This window comes from Telluria sp. ZB2R32 (genome assembly GCF_059685715.1).
The window spans coordinates 57967-73158 of record NZ_JCASIG010000008.1; the positions used below are offsets into that span (position 1 = coordinate 57967).

A 15192-nucleotide genomic window follows, 5' to 3' on the forward strand; every position below is an offset into this window, starting at 1 on the left:
ACGCGCCCAGGGCGGCCGCTCCTGCAGCCTTTAGCGGGGGGACGCGAAAAGCCGCCCGTTACCGTCGCGATCGCCGACGTTGGCGCCGGCGCGCCGGTCGCGGATTTGTGCAGGCCATCCCGCTTTTCATGCACCTTGTCGCAATCGGATGGCGTTTGGGAGGGGCGATGACTACAGTGGACACATCGAAACCCAACCCACTCGCGTTTGAAAAAAACTCCAGGGCAAGGCGCATCGTCGAAGACAGTACGATAGTACGGCGAGACGAATGCAACGCAGCCATGGAGGATTTTTTCAGACGCTACAAGGAGACACACCGTGAACATCGCCAAGCACATGGAAGCCGTTTTCGTCGTTGCCTTCGCCGCCCTCGGCTCGGCCAGCTTCTTCAGCGCTCCGCTGTCGGAAGCGCAGGCCCAGGCCCGCCCGGCCGCCATCCTGGATTCGAGCATCGCTACCGAAACCAAGATGGCTGTCGTGGTCGTGAAAGGCAAGCGCCCCGGCGCCGAACAGCCGACCGTGCTGGCCGATCGCCGCAGTGGCGGGAGCCGGATTTGAGCGCCGCTGTGCGCCGGTCCGCTCCTTGACGGGCGCCCGGCATCCCGTTCCATCCGCCTTCCCGCTCTACTGTTTTCCGCCTCCCCGCAGCCTGTTGCAGCCCAGCTGCTGCAATCTGTTTCAGTTGTAAGCACTTGCGTCAAATGCCCCATCCCGATCAAGCGATTGATATATTGAATCATCCGCTTTTGGAGATGGAGAACGACATGAAATCCAGCCTGACCCTTGCCACCCTGATCGCCCTCGGCGCCGCCTATGCACCGCTGCCGTCGATGGCGCAAAACGTCGAACTGTACATCGGCTCGGCCCCGCCGGCCCCGATGTACGAGCGTGCTCCCGCCGTGCGCCGCGGCTATGTCTGGTCGCCAGGGTACTGGGACTGGCGCGGCCATCGCCACTACTGGGTGCCGGGCACCTATATCGTCGAGCGCCCCGGCTATATCTACGCGCCGCCGGCCTGGCAGCAGCGCGGCGGCCGCTGGTACATGCAGCAGGGTCATTGGTCCCCGCGTGGCGGCTACGGCGTGCGCGACGGCTACGGGCGCCAGGGCTTCTACGATAATCGGTATAACGGCGGCCACGGCTACCGCGGCGACCGCGATCGCTATGACCACCGTGGCGGCCGTGGCGATACCGACCGCGACGGCATCCCCAACCGCTACGACCGCGACCGCGACAACGACGGCGTGCCGAACCGCTACGACCGCGACCGCGATGGCGACGGCCGCCGCAACGACCGCGACAGCCGGCCGGACAATCCGTACCGCCGCTGATCCGGGCCGGGTGGCCGGCTCCACCGCAGTGGCTGGGCTTTGGTAACGCGTGGGCGGCGTACACGCAGCCGCTGCTCACCCTCTCGGGTGGAGCCGGCCACCCTACGCCAAAAAACGGTTATGCTCACGCCATGACCGAACTCGACCGCCTGCAAGGCGCCGCCAACCGCACCGAATTGTCCGCCAGCCGCAAGCTGGCCCTGCGTGCCAGTCTCCCCCTCGAGGAGGCCTTGCGCGCCACCCTCACTGCCAGCAGCGGCGGCGCCGGCCTGGACGCGCTGCTGCGCGAACGCGCGGCATTGCGCGCGGCCGAGGCGGTGCGGCGTGCCGCACGCGCAGTGGCACGCGAGACCGCCCGGGTAGAACGGCGCGCCCGCCACGACGGCTTGCCCACGGCCTGGCGCGCATGGTTCGATGGCTCTGCCCGTCCTAATCCGGGCCGTTGCGGCATCGGCGCCCGTCTGCTCGGCCCCGCCGGCGAACTGGTCGAACTCTCGCAGCCGGCCGGCTACGGCAACAGCAGCGAAGCCGAATACCTGGCCCTGATCGCCGTGCTCGAAGCGGCGATGGCGCACGGCGCGCGCGAACTCACGGTGTATGGCGACAGCCGGGTCGTGATCGACGACGTCGCCGCCCCCGCAAGCGCCGGCGCGCCCTCGCTGCAGCCCTACCGCGCCCGCGTGCACGCGCTGCTGGCGCGCCTCCCCGGCGCCAGCCTGCGCTGGGTGCCCCGCCACAAGAACCTGGAAGCCGACGTGCTGTCGCAGCGCGCCAGCCTGGCGCCCACCATGGAACACGATGCCCTCCTCCCCTGAACTCGCACACTGGCGCCCACGCCTGGCTGCGCTGGCAGCCGCCCGCAACGACGACGACGGCGCCCACGACGCCAGCCACCTCGAGCGCGTCTGGCGCAGTGCGCAAGCCCTGCTGGCGCACCACCCGGAGGCCGACGCCCTGGTGGTGCTGGCCGCCTGCTACCTGCATGACCTGGTCAACCTGCCGAAAGACGACCCGGACCGCGCCCAGGCCTCGACCCGCTCGGCGCGGCTGGCCTGCGCACAGTTGACAGAGCTCGGCTTTCCGCCCGAACGGCTGGACGCCGTCGCCCACGCCATCGCGGCGCACAGCTTTTCGGCCGCGATCGCGGCGACCACCATCGAAGCGCAGATCGTGCAGGATGCCGACCGGTTGGACGCCCTCGGCGCGGTCGGCCTGGCGCGCATGTTTTACGTGGCCGGCAGCATGGGCCGCGCGCTGGCGCACCCGAGCGATCCGCTGGCCGACGCGCGCCCGCTCGATGACCGTGCCTGGACGCTCGACCACGTCATGGTCAAGCTGGCGCAACTGCCGGGCATGATGGGGACCGAGGCCGGACGCGCGCTCGCCGACGAGCGCCTGGGGCGCCTGCTGGCGTTCCGCCGCGAGTTCGCGGCCGAGTGGCTGGGCGGGTCATCAGGATCGGACGCGTGAACGCACCGGCGCCGACATCCGATCCGCACACAAAGTCCAGCACGGGCAAGCTCAACTTCGTCCTGATCAGCGTCTTCCTCGACATGCTCGGCATCGGCCTGATCGTGCCGGTGATGCCGGTGCTGGTCGGCCAGTTCGTCCCAGGGCGCGACGAGCAGGCGCTGTGGTACGGCATCCTCGCCGCCGTGTTCGGTCTGCTGCAATTCCTGTTCATGCCGATGGTGGGGGCTGTGAGCGACCGTGTCGGACGCCGTCCGGTGCTGCTGTATTCGATGGGCGGCATGAGCCTCAGTTTCCTGGTCACGGCCTGGGCGCCCAGCCTGGGCTGGCTGTTCGTCGGGCGCGCCATTGGCGGCGTGTCGGCGGCCAGCATGTCGGCGGCGATGGCCTATGCCTCGGACGTGTCGACGCCGGAGAATCGCGCCCGGAGCTTCGGCCGGATCGGGGCCGCCTTCGGCGCCGGCTTCATCTGCGGCCCGGTGCTGGGCGGCCTGCTGGGCGAGATCTCGCTGGCGCTGCCGTTCTGGGTGGCGGGCGCGCTGGCCGCGGCCAACCTGGTGTATGGCGCCCTGTTCGTGCCCGAGTCGCTGCCCCCTGGCCCGCGCGCGCCGTTCGAGCGCAGCCGCATCAATCCGCTGCGCGCGCTGCGGCGGCTGCTGGCGCGGCGCGCGATCCGGCCGCTGGTGCTGGTGTTTGCGCTGGCCAGCTTCGCCCAGATGATGACGCAGGGGACATGGGTGCTGTACACCACCTTCCGCTTCGGCTGGACCCCGCGCGACAACGGCATCGCCATGTTTTGCGTGGGGCTCGCCACTGTCGTGGTCCAGGCCTGGCTGCTGGCGATCCTGGTGCGCCGTTTCGGCGAGGCGCGCCTGGCGGTGCTGGGCCTGGCCTCGGGCGCGCTCACCTACCTGCTGTACGGGCTCGCCACCCAGGGCTGGATGATGTATCTCTTCATCTGCTGCAACCTGCTCGCCTTTGCCGCCGGGCCGGCGCTGCAGGCGCTCATCTCGCGTAAAACCGATCCCGCCGAGCAGGGCGAGCTGATGGGTTCACTGCAATCGATCAGCAGCCTGGGCGTGGTCGTGATGCCGCTGCTGGGCGCGGCGATCCTGGGCGAGGTGAGCCACCTGCCGGCGGGCGACTGGCGCATCGGCAGCAGCTTCTACGTCACGGCGGCGATGCAGGCGCTGGCGGTGCTGGCGGCGCTGCGCTACTTCCGGCGCCGCCGCGCCGGAGAATCCAACTGAACGAGCGTCTCTCTTGTCCGATCCCATCATCGCCGCCGTCCTCTGCGCAGCGCTGCTGCACGCCGGCTGGAACACGCTGATCAAGGCCCATGGCGGCGCCGTGGCGACCATCCTGGTGGCCGGCGGCGCCGGTCTGCTGTGCGCGCTCGCCCTGCCCTTCGTGGCCGCGCCCGATCCGGCCAGCTGGCCCTACATCGGCGCCTCGGCGCTGGCGCAGATCGGGTACTACTTCCTGCTCATCGCCACCTACCGCAGCGGTGACCTCAGCCACGCCTATCCGCTGATGCGCGGCTGCGCACCGCTGATTGTCGCCCTGTGCGGCGCCCTTGCTGGCGAAGTCCTGAGCGCCACGCAATGGCTGGCCGTCGCGCTGATCTGCGGCGGCGTGCTGGCGATGTTCGGAAGCGGTCAGGCCGGATCGCGCCGTACCACGCTGCTCGCACTCGGCACCGCCTGCGTGATTGCGCTGTACACGCTGGTCGACGGCGCCGGGGTACGCCGCTCGGGCGCCGCCGCCGGCTACACGATGTAGATCTTCGTGCTGACGGCCATGGGCGTGCTGGCGCTGGGCTGGCGCCGCCATGGCCGCGAACTGCTGCCGTTCGCGCGCCGCAGTCCGAACCTGACGCTGGGCGTGACGCTGGGCGGCGGCCTGATGACGGCAGGCTCCTACGGCATCGCGCTGTGGGCGATGACGGCGGCGCCGGTGGCGGCGGTGGCCGCGCTGCGCGAGACGTCGATCCTGTTTGCGACCTTGATCGCGGCGTTGGTGCTGCGCGAACGGGTCGGCCCCGCGCGCGTGATCGGCGCCGTGCTGATCGCGGCCGGCGCCGCCGCGATGCGACTAGGCTGACTCCTAAAACTTCATCTCCAGCGTCGCGCGCGCGCTCGGTCCGGCCTTGAAGCGCGACTCGCGCAGCACCAGGCCGCGCCCCTCTTCCACGAAGCTGCCGCGGTTGACGAAATCCTGGCCGAGCAGGTTCGACAGCGCCACGCGCAGTGCCTGCTTCCCATTGAACTTGTAGAGCACGTAGGCTTCGAGGTCGCGCCGCGGCGTGATGAAGGACGTCTGGCGTTCGGAGACACGCACCGTGCCACCCTGCTTGTAAGCGAAGCTGGCGCCTGTGGTGATGGCGGCGCGCTTGTAGTCGATACCGAGGTTGCCCGACAGCGGCGTCTGGCCGTCGAGGCGGTTGTCCGGCCCCGGCACGCCATCCACGCGCGACCAGTTGGCCGACAGGCTGGCGCGCAGGTCGATCGCCGGCGCCTCCTTCATGAGGGCTTTCAGCGGGAACTTGGTTTCCAGTTCCAGCCCGCGCGTGGCCGCGCGTCCCGCGTTCATCGGCATCGCCACCCAGCGCGCGCCGTCGAAATCGACCAGGTGGCGGATGTAGCCGTCGATGCGGCGCGTCGAGGCGCTGACCGAGAACAGCGCGCCCTCGGCCCAGTAATGCTCCCAGGAGGCGTCGAAGCCGAGCGCCAGTTCGGGCTGCAGGTCGGGATTGCCGGCGTAGTCGGGATCGGTCGAGCGGTTGTCGACCGAGGTCTGGCGGCGCGGAATCAGCTGCTGGAAGCTCGGCGCTTTATAGGTGCGGGTGACGGCGAAGCGGACCTGGTCGCCCTTCGTTCCCGGGATCTTCCACAGGGTCTGCATGACCGGGCTCCAGACGTTCGAGCTCGAGCGGCCGGTAACGAACGTGTTGCCGGAGGTGGTGGTGCGGATGCCTTCCCAGCGCGCGCCCAGGTAGACCGACCAGCGCGGCGTCAGGTTCCATTCGTCCTGGGCGTACAGGGCCAGGCGCGTGACGCGCGATTCGGAGGTTTCGCCGTCCGCCAGCGCCGGATAGAGCGTGCGGCCGGCCTCGAATTCCTCGCGGCTGTCCTCGCGTACCGACCAGCCGGCATCCCAGCCCATGCCGAGCGCGTGGTCCTTCAGGATCGTCTTGCTGAACTTGCCGACCGTGGTGGCGCCGACTTCGTCCGCTTCCAGATGCACCTGGTTGTCGAGTGCGCGCGGCGATCCCGGCGCCGTCCAGCGCCAGTTGTCGGTCGTGTTCTGGCCGCCGATCAGGCTGGCCTTGACGTCGAGCTTGGCGCCGTCGGCCATCTTGTGCACCCAGTTCAATTCGCTGCGCAGCACGTCGTTGTTCAGGCGCAGCGCCGTATCGAGCTCGGGATAGAGCGGGGCCGCGCCCAAAGTCGTGCGCGTGCTCTCGTGGCTGCGGTTGCGAAAGCGCACCAGGTTGACGAAGGTTTGCGATGTCAGCGTGTCGCCGTTGTCCAGCGTCCAGTTCAGGCGCGGCGCGAGGTTGAAATGGTTGAAACGCGCGTGCTCGTCGCCGTCGCTCCGGCGCACCAGGTTCGGGTCGGCGGCCAGGTCGAAGCCCTGCTCGTCGCTGGCCGTCTCGCGCCTGTACTGTTCGAACATGGCGCTGCCGGCAATCGAGTACGACATCTTGCCCAGTTTGTCGGACAGCTGGATATTCGCCGTCGGGCCGGAAAAGCCGCTGCCGGCGCGCGCGCCGAGCTTGAATTCGCGCTGGCTGCTCCGCACCGCTTTTTTCAGCACGATGTTGACGGTGCCGGCGACCGACTGGGTGGAAAACTCGGCGCTGGCGGCGCGCAGCACTTCGATGCGCTCGATCACGTCGGGCGACAGCGAATCGAGCGTGAAGCCGTTGGGCGCGCGTTCGCCATTGATCAGGATCTGCGTGTAGCCGGCGCCCAAGCCGCGCATGCGGATCTCGGCGCCGCGCCCGTTCGGGCTATTGACGGTGATGCCGGGTACGCGCTTGAGCACGTCGGCCACATTGGTATCGCCGTATTTCAGGAGCTCCTCCTGCCCGACCACGATCCTGGTGGCGGTGTCGTCGCGGCGCGGGTCGTAGCTGTCGGCGCTGCCGCGCACTTCGACTTTCTGCATTTTCTGCTCGGGCGCGGAAGCGGAATCGTCCGCTTTCGACACCGTGGACGTGCTCTGCTGGGCAAAGGCAGGGAAGGCGGAAGCCAGCGCGGCGGCCAGCAGGGTCAGGCGGATCGGTGCGAGGATATACATATCAGAAAGCCAAGTTTATGAGAATGTATTGTCCATGAGTTCACTCCTGAATAGATGCTCAGTGGAATATATTTTCGATATGCATGTCCTCCAGACGCCGGACTGGCGCGCCCGCCGTGGACGATGCGCTACACTGCTGCGCAGGGCTGCCGTTCAAACAAAGATATGCACCGGTACGCCGCTTATTTATAATTCGCCATCATCACAAGTAATAAGGGCTGCCATCGTGTCCGATCGTTTCAAAGTACTGCCGCAATATGTCCTGCCGAAGCAGGCGCTGACCTCGTTCGCCGGCCGCGTTGCCGGCCACCGCGGCGGCAGGATGACGACCCGCCTGATCCGCTGGTTCGTGGCCAAGTACGGCGTCAACATGGACGAGGCGCACAATTCGGACATCGCCAGCTACCCGAGCTTCAACGAGTTCTTCACGCGTCCGCTGAAGGATGGCGTGCGTCCGTTGGCGCAGGCCGATTTCGTCTGCCCGGTCGATGGCGCGATCAGCCAGTTCGGCGCGATCGACGACCACCACATCCTGCAGGCCAAGGGCCACAAGTTCACCACCACCCAGCTCGTCGGCGGCGACGCCACGCTGGGCGCCCAGTTCCAGCACGGTTCCTTCGCCAACCTGTACCTGAGCCCGAAGGATTACCACCGCCTGCACATGCCCTGCGACGGCCGCCTGACGCGCATGATCTACGTGCCGGGCGCGCTGTTCTCGGTGAACCCGACCACCGCGCGCGGCGTGCCGGGCCTGTTCGCACGCAACGAGCGCGTGGTGTGCGTGTTCGAGTCCGATGAATTCGGCACTTTCGTCATGGTGCTGGTCGGCGCCACCATCGTCGGCAGCATGGCGACGCCATGGCATGGCGTGGTCAACCCGCAGCGCACCGGCCGCATCTCGGAATGGACTTATGAGTCGAAGCCGGTCGTGCTGAAAAAGGGCGACGAGATGGGCCGCTTCCTGCTCGGCTCCACGGTCGTGATGCTGTTCAAGGAAAAAACGATTGCCTTCAATGCCGACTGGGCGCCGGAGCGCAAGGTGCGGCTGGGCGAGATGATGGGTAACCGGCCGGTTTAATGTTGTCCTGACAAGGTTTTCGTGGGAGGATGAGCAACCATTCTCCTGCGGAGCCTGTCCATGAGCGCCCTGCCCCAGACCGCCACCGCCATCCCGGCTGCCCTCACCATCGCCGACGCGCAGCGCGACATGCGCCACGCCTACATGGATGGCGCGCCCGGCATCCTCACCTCCGGCACGGTCTGGTTCGTCGCCGGCATGGCGTGCATCCTGCGCTCGCCCGCGCAAGCCGTGTGGGCGCTGTTCATCGGCGGCATGCTGATCCATCCAGTTGCCCTGGTCCTGCTCAAGCTGTCCGGGCGCCCGGCGGCGCATGCGCGCGCCAACCCGCTCGGCACCCTCGCCTTGACGACGACGATCTGGATGATCCTGTGCCTGCCGCTGGCCTATGCGGTGTCGCTGCTGCGCATCGACTGGTTCTTTCCGGCGATGCTGTTCGTGATCGGTGGGCGCTACCTCACCTTTGCGACACTCTACGGCATGCGCATCTACCTGCCGTTCGGCGCGGTGCTGGCGCTGGCCGGCTATGCGCTGGGGTCGCAGGGCGCCGGCGCGGCCACCGGCGCGTTCGCGGGTGCGGCGATCGAAGTGGGCTTTGGTACGTTCATCCTCGCTGCGGCGCGGCGCGGGCGCTGATGACCCGGCGCGCACGCCGAGCCGCTGCGTCGCAAACTACGGCTGGGACAGGACGGTCATCGACAAGGTCAGCGGCACATGTGCGCCATCGACTTTGACGGTGGCCGGTTCGTTCAGGCGTGCGAGCAAGGTCGGCGTGCCGACGAGCCGGCCGTCGTCGAACAGGCGGCCGGTCAACCACACGGCGTCCTGCGCCTCGGCCTGGCGCACCGTCATGTCGACGCGCCACTTACCCGAGGCGACGGCGAACTGCTCGCCGTTCCTTGCCAATACGCGCGGCGTCGATTGTTCGCCGTTCGCGTCGAGCGTCATCTCGATCCGGTACACGGGTCCGGTTGTAGCCTGTTCGGCGCGCGCGCCGATGGTGGCGGCGACAGCAGTGACGGCCAGGCAGGCAAGAACACAACGGCCGATCGCACGGCGAACAGTAGTGGAAGGGCTAAGCTGCAGACTCATGAGACGCTCCTTGGTGGGATGATGGGATTGCCAGTGGCAGTGGATGCCGGCGCGCGTGGCAGGCACACCGGTGTGAAACTTGAGCAGCGCTTCCGCATAGATGCGCCGTTGGCGCGGATACTGCTGCATGACGATTGCATCGCAGGCGATTTCCTGATCCTGGCGCAAGGACCTGACACCGATGTGGGCCAACGGGTTGAACCAGAAAACGCACTGGAAAACGGCCGCCAGCAGGTTGGCGCAGGCATCGCGGCGCAGGATATGCGTGCGTTCGTGGGCGATCACCAGCACCTGCTCCTGCGGCGAATAGCGCCGGCGGAAGTCGTGCGGCACGATGATCCGGGGGCGGAACAGCCCCACCGATGCCGGGCCGACGGCGCCGGCGCCGACGTGGACGTCGCCACTGCGGGTCAGCCGCCCCGCCCTGCGCAGGAATGCGCCATGGGCGGCGACGAACCAGGCCGCGCCGGCGAGCAGGCCGCAAGCCCAGAGCAGGAGCAGCAGGTCGACGTGGGCAGCCGCCAGCGGGGTCGCCCGTGCGGCCAGCGCCTGTACCGGCCGCAAGGCGGGCGCGGCCTGGATGACCGGCGCCAGGCCGGCCGGCAGCATGGCGGCGACAGTGACGGCAGGGACGACCGACCAGGCCTGGTAGGCGCTACTCGCGCCCAGCCATCGCCGCAGCGGCCTGCGCAGGACGAGCAAGGCCACGATCGCGATACTGCTCATGAGTGCGGCGCGCAAGATGAGGGAGGTGAATTCACTTGCCATCGTCGAGCTCATCGATCAGCTTGCGTAATTCCGCGATGTCGTTGGGCGACAGTTTGCGCCGGTTTCCGAAATGCGCAACCAGCGGTGCGATGCGCCCGCCGAACAGGCGTTCGAGCAGGCTGCCGCTTTCCTGGGCCAGCCATTCCTCGCGCTCGAGGACCGGCCGGTACAGGAAGCGGCGTCCGTCCTTTTGCGAGGAAATCGCGCCTTTCCTGAGCAGGCGATTGAGCAGGGTTTTGATGGTGGCGGCCTGCCACTGGCGCTCCCTGGACAATGCCGCAATGATGTCCTCGGCGGCCAGCGCCGCCGGCGCTGCCCACAGCACTTCCATGACATGCGACTCGGCGTCGCTGATCTTCGTACCTGATTCGTCGTTCATGCAGTTATCGTTTACAAGTGTAATCAGCATGGATGATTACACTTGTAAACGGTGCCGTCAATTGTTCTTTGTCCGAATTTGATCGCTTCTGGAGCGGGATGCTTTGCAGCCGTCGCCGCGGGCGCTATCTCGTCTGCCGCGTATTCGCGAGCGCCTTGCGCAAGCCGACGTCGCCGGGATTGTTCGCCAGTGCCGCCGCCAGCGGCGCGGCGAAGTCCGCCGGCAAGGGATTGATACCGGCGAGCGAACAGGCGGCCTGTCCATTGCCATGCCGCGTCGCTTCGTCCGGTAAAGACATGTGGAGAAGCATTGCCCGCGATGATCGCACCCAGCGCTGCGGCCGACACGCCGGCCGGCGCGGGAACGCACGGTGGTGGCGGCGGTGGCGGCGTGAAAGCGCGCCCCGGCAGCGGCGTCGCGGCGGCGAGCAGCGCGGCCGCCAGCAGAAGTACGGGTCCGGATCGCATCGTCATGTGCTCTTTTCAGGTTGGAGATGAAAGGCTAGCCCTCGCCGCAAAACATCTCTTCCATCATATCCAGAAACGCCCGTGTCTTGGCCGGCATCAGCCGGCGCCCCGGAAAGACGGCCCAGCCAACCGCGGGCGGCAAGTCCCATTCCGGCAGCACCCGCACCAGTTCGCCCTTCTTGACCAGCGGCGCGGCGAACAGTTCGGAACTGGCCGCGATGCCGGCGCCGCTGCAGGCGATGCGCGCCAGCAGGTCGGGAGAATTGGCCGTCAGGCGCGCCGGCAGTTCGCGCTGCCAGCGCAGCTTGCCGCGCGTGAGCGTCCACGACAGCGCACCGCCGCCGCGGCTCAGAAGACATAGCAGGTCGTGGCCGAGCAGGTCGTCGGGATGCTCGGGCAGGCCGCGCACGGCCGTGTACGACGGCGCGGCATACAGGCCGAAGCGCTGCAGCGTGACGCGCCGCGCGGCCAGCGTGGCGTCGTCGGGCAGGTCGCCCATGCGGATCGCGATGTCGAAATTTTCCGCCACCAGGTCGACCCGGCGCGGCGACAAATCCAGCTCGACGCTCACCGCCGGATAGCGCGCCAGGAAGCGCCCGATCATGGCGCTCATGCCGAGGTTGGCGAAATCGGCCGGCAGCGAAATGCGCAGGCGCCCGCTGGGCGCGGCCTGGCGGTGCTGGGCCAGGGCGCCGGCCGCTTCCGCTTCTTCCGCCACCTTGCGCGCGTGTTCGAGCAGGCTGGCGCCGAATTCGGTCACCATCAATTTGCGCGTGGTGCGCTGCAGGAGCCGTTCGCCCAGGCGCGCCTCCAGCAGGGCGATGCGGCGCGACACCGTCGATTTGGGCAGGTTCACGCGCAGCGCCGCCGCACTGAAGCTGCCGGCTTCGACGATGCGCGCGAACAGCAGCAGGTCGTTCGGTTCGACTTCCATGACATTGTTCCACTGGCTGAATAATGTTATCCATTCTAGCGTCTTCTGGATTGATTTTGGAACTGCTAAAGTAGCTCCATCGCATCACCGAACCCTCACCCAAAGGAACGACATGAACATCCTGCAGATCACCTCCAGCCTGCGTGGCGCCGACTCCGAATCGAGCCGCGTCACCAACAGCATCGTCGCCCGCCTGCTCGCCGCCAACCCGAACGCGACCGTCGTCACCCGCGACCTGGCGCGCGATCCGCATCCGCAGCTGGACGAAGCGGCGCTCGGCGCCCTGTTCACCCCGGCCGAATCGCGCACGGCCGACCAGGCGGCCCGCGTGGCCCTGGACGACGCCCTGATCGCCCAGGTGCAGGCCGCCGACGTGGTCGTGATCGGCGCGCCGATGTACAACTTCGGCATTCCAGTGCAGCTGAAAAGCTGGTTCGACGCGATCGCCCGTGCCGGCGTGACCTTCCGCTACACCGAGAGCGGTCCGGAAGGCCTCCTGAAGGGCAAGAAGGTGTACGTGGCCACCGCGCGCGGCGGCATCTATCCGGCGGAGGCCGATCCGCAAGTCCCGTTCGTGCGCATGCTGCTGAACTTCCTGGGCATGACCGACCACGTCTTCATCCATTCGCCGGCACAGTCGATGGGTCCGGAAGCGTCGGCCAAGGGCCGTGCCGAAGCGGACGCCACGATCGCAGCCGCAGTGGCCTGATTGCAGGCGGCGGCATTATCGAGGAGAGCAAAATGAATGCAGTGATGACTGAACGCGTGGCGCGGCCGCGCGGCGTGGAACGCGTCATCGGCGGCCAGTTCGTGATGGACGGCGCCGGCGTCAGGATCAACCGCGTCCTCACGCAAACCTTGCAACGCCGCCTCGACCCCTTCCTGATGCTCGATGCCTTCGGCAGCGACAAGGCGGGCGACTACATCGCCGGTTTTCCCGAACATCCGCACCGCGGTTTCGAGACCGTCACCTATATGCTCGCCGGGCGCATGCGCCATCGCGACAGCGCCGGCAACGAGGGATTGATCACCGACGGCGGCGTGCAGTGGATGACGGCCGGGCGTGGCGTGATCCACTCGGAGATGCCCGAGCAGAACGAGGGCCTGATGGAAGGTTTCCAGCTGTGGCTGAACCTGCCGGCGAGCGACAAGATGCGCGCCCCGTGGTACCGCGACATCCCGAATGCCGAGGTGCCGCGTTTTACGACTGAATCCGGCGTCACCGTGCAGGTGATCGCCGGCAGCACCCACGGCGTCGACGGCGCGGTGCAGCGCGCGGGCACCGAGCCGCTGTATCTCGACATCGCGCTGCCGGCGGGTGCGACTTTCGAGCAGCCGCTGGCGGCGGGACACAACGCCTTTTTGTACGTGTTTCGCGGCGAGGCCGTCGTCGGCGGCAAGGGCGTGGCACAGGCGCGCATGGCGATCCTCGACAATGCCGAGGGCGCCGATGGCGTCGTCATCAAAGCTTCCACGCCGACGCGCCTGCTGCTGATCGCGGGCCGGCCGCTGAAGGAGCCGATTGCGCAATACGGCCCGTTCGTGATGAATACGCAGGCCGAGCTGCAGCAGGCGGTCGAGGACTTCAGAAGCGGACGCTTTGCAGCGTAAGTCATCGTTCTACCCGCGCCCGGACCGTCCGGGCGCGCTTGCGTTACACTGCCGGCATGCGCGCTTTTATTTTACCCTCATGCCCCTGATGCCCGTCGTCCTCGACCTGCTCTCGCGCGCCAGCCATGCGCTCGGCTTCGAGACGCTCGACCGCTTCCCGCGCAACCACCTGCACGCGCGCACGCACTGGGACCGGGCCTATTTCGACATCGCCTCCGATTTGAAACCGGAGGCCATCGAGCGTTCGCTATGCGATTCGATCGCCAACACGCCTTCCATCTTCGCCCACATCGCCAACCCGACGCCGGCCATGCAGCGTACCCTGCTCGGCGTGATCGATACGCGCCTGCGCCGTTCCTGCGGCGCGCCGTCCGACCTGGTGCTGCTGCTGATCGAGGCCTACCGCAGTCCGTACACGATGGAAGCGCGCCCGGGCCTGCGCGCGGCGATCGAAGCGAGCGCCGGGCAGGAGCCGCGCGAACGCGTGCACGCCACGCTCGCTTTTCTCGGCGCGATGCCGGCCGCCTTCGACGTCATCGAAGCGCAATAAACTTTGGCTGCACCAGATTGCTCGGCACGTAACGTTCGCGCAGCGCCATGAACGGCGTTTCCACCAGCCGGTAGAGTAACCAGCCCGACAGCACCGACAGCGCCAGCAGCAGCACGATTGCGACCGCCGTCTGTGGGCCGTAGCCGAGCGCCTGCAAGGGTTGATAGGCGACCGCGCAGGCGCCGCGGTGCGTCAGGTAAATGGCGTACGACCAAATGGCCAGGCGCCCGGCGCCGGGAATGCGCAAGTCGCGCAAGAGCGAGCGCTCCGACAGCGCCGCCAGGATCAGCAGGCCGAACGCCAACCCCAGCAGCGGAAAGCCGAACGCGGTCGGCGCGAAACCGTAACGGTCATCGAGGAACAGCCAGAAGGCCAGGCCGGTCAGCACCAGTCCCGCCGCCAGCACGCGGTTGCCGTGGCGCGTCGCGCGTGTCCACAACGCCGGGTGCCGGTTCTTCAGCAGCGCCAGGCCGACACCGGCCACCAGTTCATCGAGCCGGCATAAGCTGGCGTAATAGATGAGCTTGTAATAGAAGTAAGTCCCATAAGTCTGGCCATCGACCTGCGCCGCCCACAACTGCGCGCGCAGCAGCATGCCGCCCACGACCACGCAGGCGATGAAGGTCCAGGCGAAGGCGATGCGCCCGCGCAGCGCGGCGCCCGCCAGGGCCAGCGCCGGCAGCAGCAGGTAGAACTGTTCTTCGATCGCGAGCGACCAGCTGTGCGAAAACGCGGTGCCCGGGGTCAAGCCGAGGTTCTGGGTAAAGCTCAGGTAGCGCCACAGGGGCGCCAGCGGCGCGTTCTCGCCCCAGGCCGGCCACAGGACATACAGCGCCAGCACCACCAGGTAATTCGGCAGCGTGCGCAGCAGGCGGCGCGCGTAAAAAGCCCGTAAGGACAGGCCGGCATCCGTCGCCATCGCCTTGAAGATCTGGTTGCCGATCAGGTAGCCCGACAGCGCGAAGAACAGGTCGACGCCGGCCCAGCCGATGCGCCCGACCCAGCCGAAGGTAGCGTCGTCGTTCGACACGAACAGTGTGTAATGGTGCAGCACGACCAGCGTGACGGCGAGCGCGCGCAGGGTGTCGAGGCCGTTCAGGCGGGCGCTACGGGGATCTTGCATCGGATCGTTCGAAAGGAAGAGTGGCGGATCATGCCATGCCCTTTTCGCATGTGCCAGTGATTCCCGATAAAATGACGGCACCAA

General features: G+C 67.6%; 18 protein-coding genes. 12 read left to right on the plus strand and 6 right to left on the minus strand.

Annotation, left to right across the window (positions count from 1 at the left end):
* The first annotated feature begins 318 nt into the window (after positions 1 to 318).
* The 7 genes from AC56LG_RS21065 to AC56LG_RS21095 all read left to right on the plus strand — a co-directional run bounded on the left by AC56LG_RS21065 (position 319) and on the right by AC56LG_RS21095 (position 4904).
* Positions 319 to 558, plus strand: a complete 240-nt coding sequence (locus AC56LG_RS21065) for a hypothetical protein (RefSeq protein WP_497167996.1) — start codon at positions 319 to 321, stop codon at positions 556 to 558.
* Between the two features lie 206 nt (positions 559 to 764).
* Positions 765 to 1331, plus strand: a complete 567-nt coding sequence (locus tag AC56LG_RS21070) for a YXWGXW repeat-containing protein (RefSeq protein ID WP_497167997.1) — start codon at positions 765 to 767, stop codon at positions 1329 to 1331.
* 131 nt (positions 1332 to 1462) lie between these two features.
* Positions 1463 to 2146 (plus strand): ribonuclease HI family protein, encoded by a 684-nt coding sequence (locus AC56LG_RS21075; protein WP_497167998.1) that lies wholly within the window; start codon positions 1463 to 1465, stop codon positions 2144 to 2146.
* Positions 2130 to 2801 carry an HD domain-containing protein gene (locus AC56LG_RS21080; protein WP_497167999.1) on the plus strand — a complete coding sequence of 224 codons (672 nt, stop codon included), beginning with the start codon at positions 2130 to 2132 and terminating at the stop codon, positions 2799 to 2801. Before AC56LG_RS21075 ends, AC56LG_RS21080 begins: the two co-directional genes overlap by 17 nt.
* Entirely contained in the window at positions 2789 to 4051 is a 1263-nt protein-coding gene (locus AC56LG_RS21085; protein WP_497168155.1) for an MFS transporter, read from the plus strand. Before AC56LG_RS21080 ends, AC56LG_RS21085 begins: the two co-directional genes overlap by 13 nt.
* 13 nt (positions 4052 to 4064) lie before the next feature.
* A complete protein-coding gene (locus AC56LG_RS21090) occupies positions 4065 to 4583 on the plus strand; it encodes an EamA family transporter (protein ID WP_497168000.1) in 519 nt (172 codons plus the stop codon).
* Between the two features lie 6 nt (positions 4584 to 4589).
* A complete protein-coding gene (locus AC56LG_RS21095) occupies positions 4590 to 4904 on the plus strand; it encodes an EamA family transporter (protein WP_497168001.1) in 315 nt (104 codons plus the stop codon).
* A 3-nt stretch (positions 4905 to 4907) separates the two neighbouring features.
* Here AC56LG_RS21095 and AC56LG_RS21100 read toward each other — a convergent pair whose 3' ends face one another.
* Positions 4908 to 7106, minus strand: coding sequence for a TonB-dependent receptor plug domain-containing protein (locus AC56LG_RS21100; protein WP_497168002.1), 2199 nt, complete (start codon positions 7104 to 7106; stop codon positions 4908 to 4910).
* 226 nt (positions 7107 to 7332) lie between these two features.
* Between AC56LG_RS21100 and asd the strand changes: the two genes are divergently transcribed.
* Positions 7333 to 8184 carry an archaetidylserine decarboxylase gene (asd, locus tag AC56LG_RS21105; protein ID WP_497168003.1) on the plus strand — a complete coding sequence of 284 codons (852 nt, stop codon included), beginning with the start codon at positions 7333 to 7335 and terminating at the stop codon, positions 8182 to 8184.
* Between the two features lie 60 nt (positions 8185 to 8244).
* The gene (locus AC56LG_RS21110) at positions 8245 to 8820 is read left to right on the plus strand and encodes a DUF7010 family protein (protein WP_497168004.1); all 576 of its coding nucleotides are present in this window, start codon (positions 8245 to 8247) and stop codon (positions 8818 to 8820) included.
* Positions 8821 to 8856: 36 nt separating this feature from the next.
* Here the strand turns inward: AC56LG_RS21110 and AC56LG_RS21115 are convergent, their stop codons facing one another.
* The 4 genes from AC56LG_RS21115 to AC56LG_RS21130 form a co-directional block, all read right to left on the minus strand.
* The gene (locus tag AC56LG_RS21115) at positions 8857 to 10044 is read right to left on the minus strand and encodes a M56 family metallopeptidase (protein ID WP_497168005.1); all 1188 of its coding nucleotides are present in this window, start codon (positions 10042 to 10044) and stop codon (positions 8857 to 8859) included.
* Positions 10034 to 10423 (minus strand): BlaI/MecI/CopY family transcriptional regulator, encoded by a 390-nt coding sequence (locus AC56LG_RS21120; RefSeq protein WP_497168006.1) that lies wholly within the window; start codon positions 10421 to 10423, stop codon positions 10034 to 10036. The genes AC56LG_RS21115 and AC56LG_RS21120 overlap by 11 nt, the downstream gene beginning before the upstream one ends.
* A 124-nt stretch (positions 10424 to 10547) precedes the next feature.
* A complete protein-coding gene (locus AC56LG_RS21125) occupies positions 10548 to 10721 on the minus strand; it encodes a hypothetical protein (RefSeq protein ID WP_497168007.1) in 174 nt (57 codons plus the stop codon).
* A 203-nt stretch (positions 10722 to 10924) separates the two neighbouring features.
* Positions 10925 to 11824 carry a LysR family transcriptional regulator gene (locus tag AC56LG_RS21130; RefSeq protein WP_497168008.1) on the minus strand — a complete coding sequence of 300 codons (900 nt, stop codon included), beginning with the start codon at positions 11822 to 11824 and terminating at the stop codon, positions 10925 to 10927.
* A gap of 112 nt (positions 11825 to 11936) precedes the next feature.
* On the opposite strand from AC56LG_RS21130, the gene AC56LG_RS21135 reads away from it, so the two are divergent.
* The 3 genes from AC56LG_RS21135 to AC56LG_RS21145 all read left to right on the plus strand — a co-directional run bounded on the left by AC56LG_RS21135 (position 11937) and on the right by AC56LG_RS21145 (position 13985).
* On the plus strand, positions 11937 to 12533 hold the full coding sequence (locus AC56LG_RS21135; protein ID WP_497168009.1) for an FMN-dependent NADH-azoreductase: 597 nt from the start codon (positions 11937 to 11939) through the stop codon (positions 12531 to 12533).
* Between the two features lie 32 nt (positions 12534 to 12565).
* On the plus strand, positions 12566 to 13435 hold the full coding sequence (locus tag AC56LG_RS21140; RefSeq protein WP_497168010.1) for a pirin family protein: 870 nt from the start codon (positions 12566 to 12568) through the stop codon (positions 13433 to 13435).
* A 79-nt stretch (positions 13436 to 13514) separates the two neighbouring features.
* Entirely contained in the window at positions 13515 to 13985 is a 471-nt protein-coding gene (locus AC56LG_RS21145; protein ID WP_497168011.1) for a hypothetical protein, read from the plus strand.
* On the opposite strand, the gene AC56LG_RS21150 is transcribed toward AC56LG_RS21145, so the two are convergent.
* Positions 13969 to 15108 carry an acyltransferase family protein gene (locus AC56LG_RS21150; RefSeq protein WP_497168012.1) on the minus strand — a complete coding sequence of 380 codons (1140 nt, stop codon included), beginning with the start codon at positions 15106 to 15108 and terminating at the stop codon, positions 13969 to 13971. The genes AC56LG_RS21145 and AC56LG_RS21150 overlap by 17 nt on opposite strands.
* Positions 15109 to 15192 lie beyond the last annotated feature (84 nt).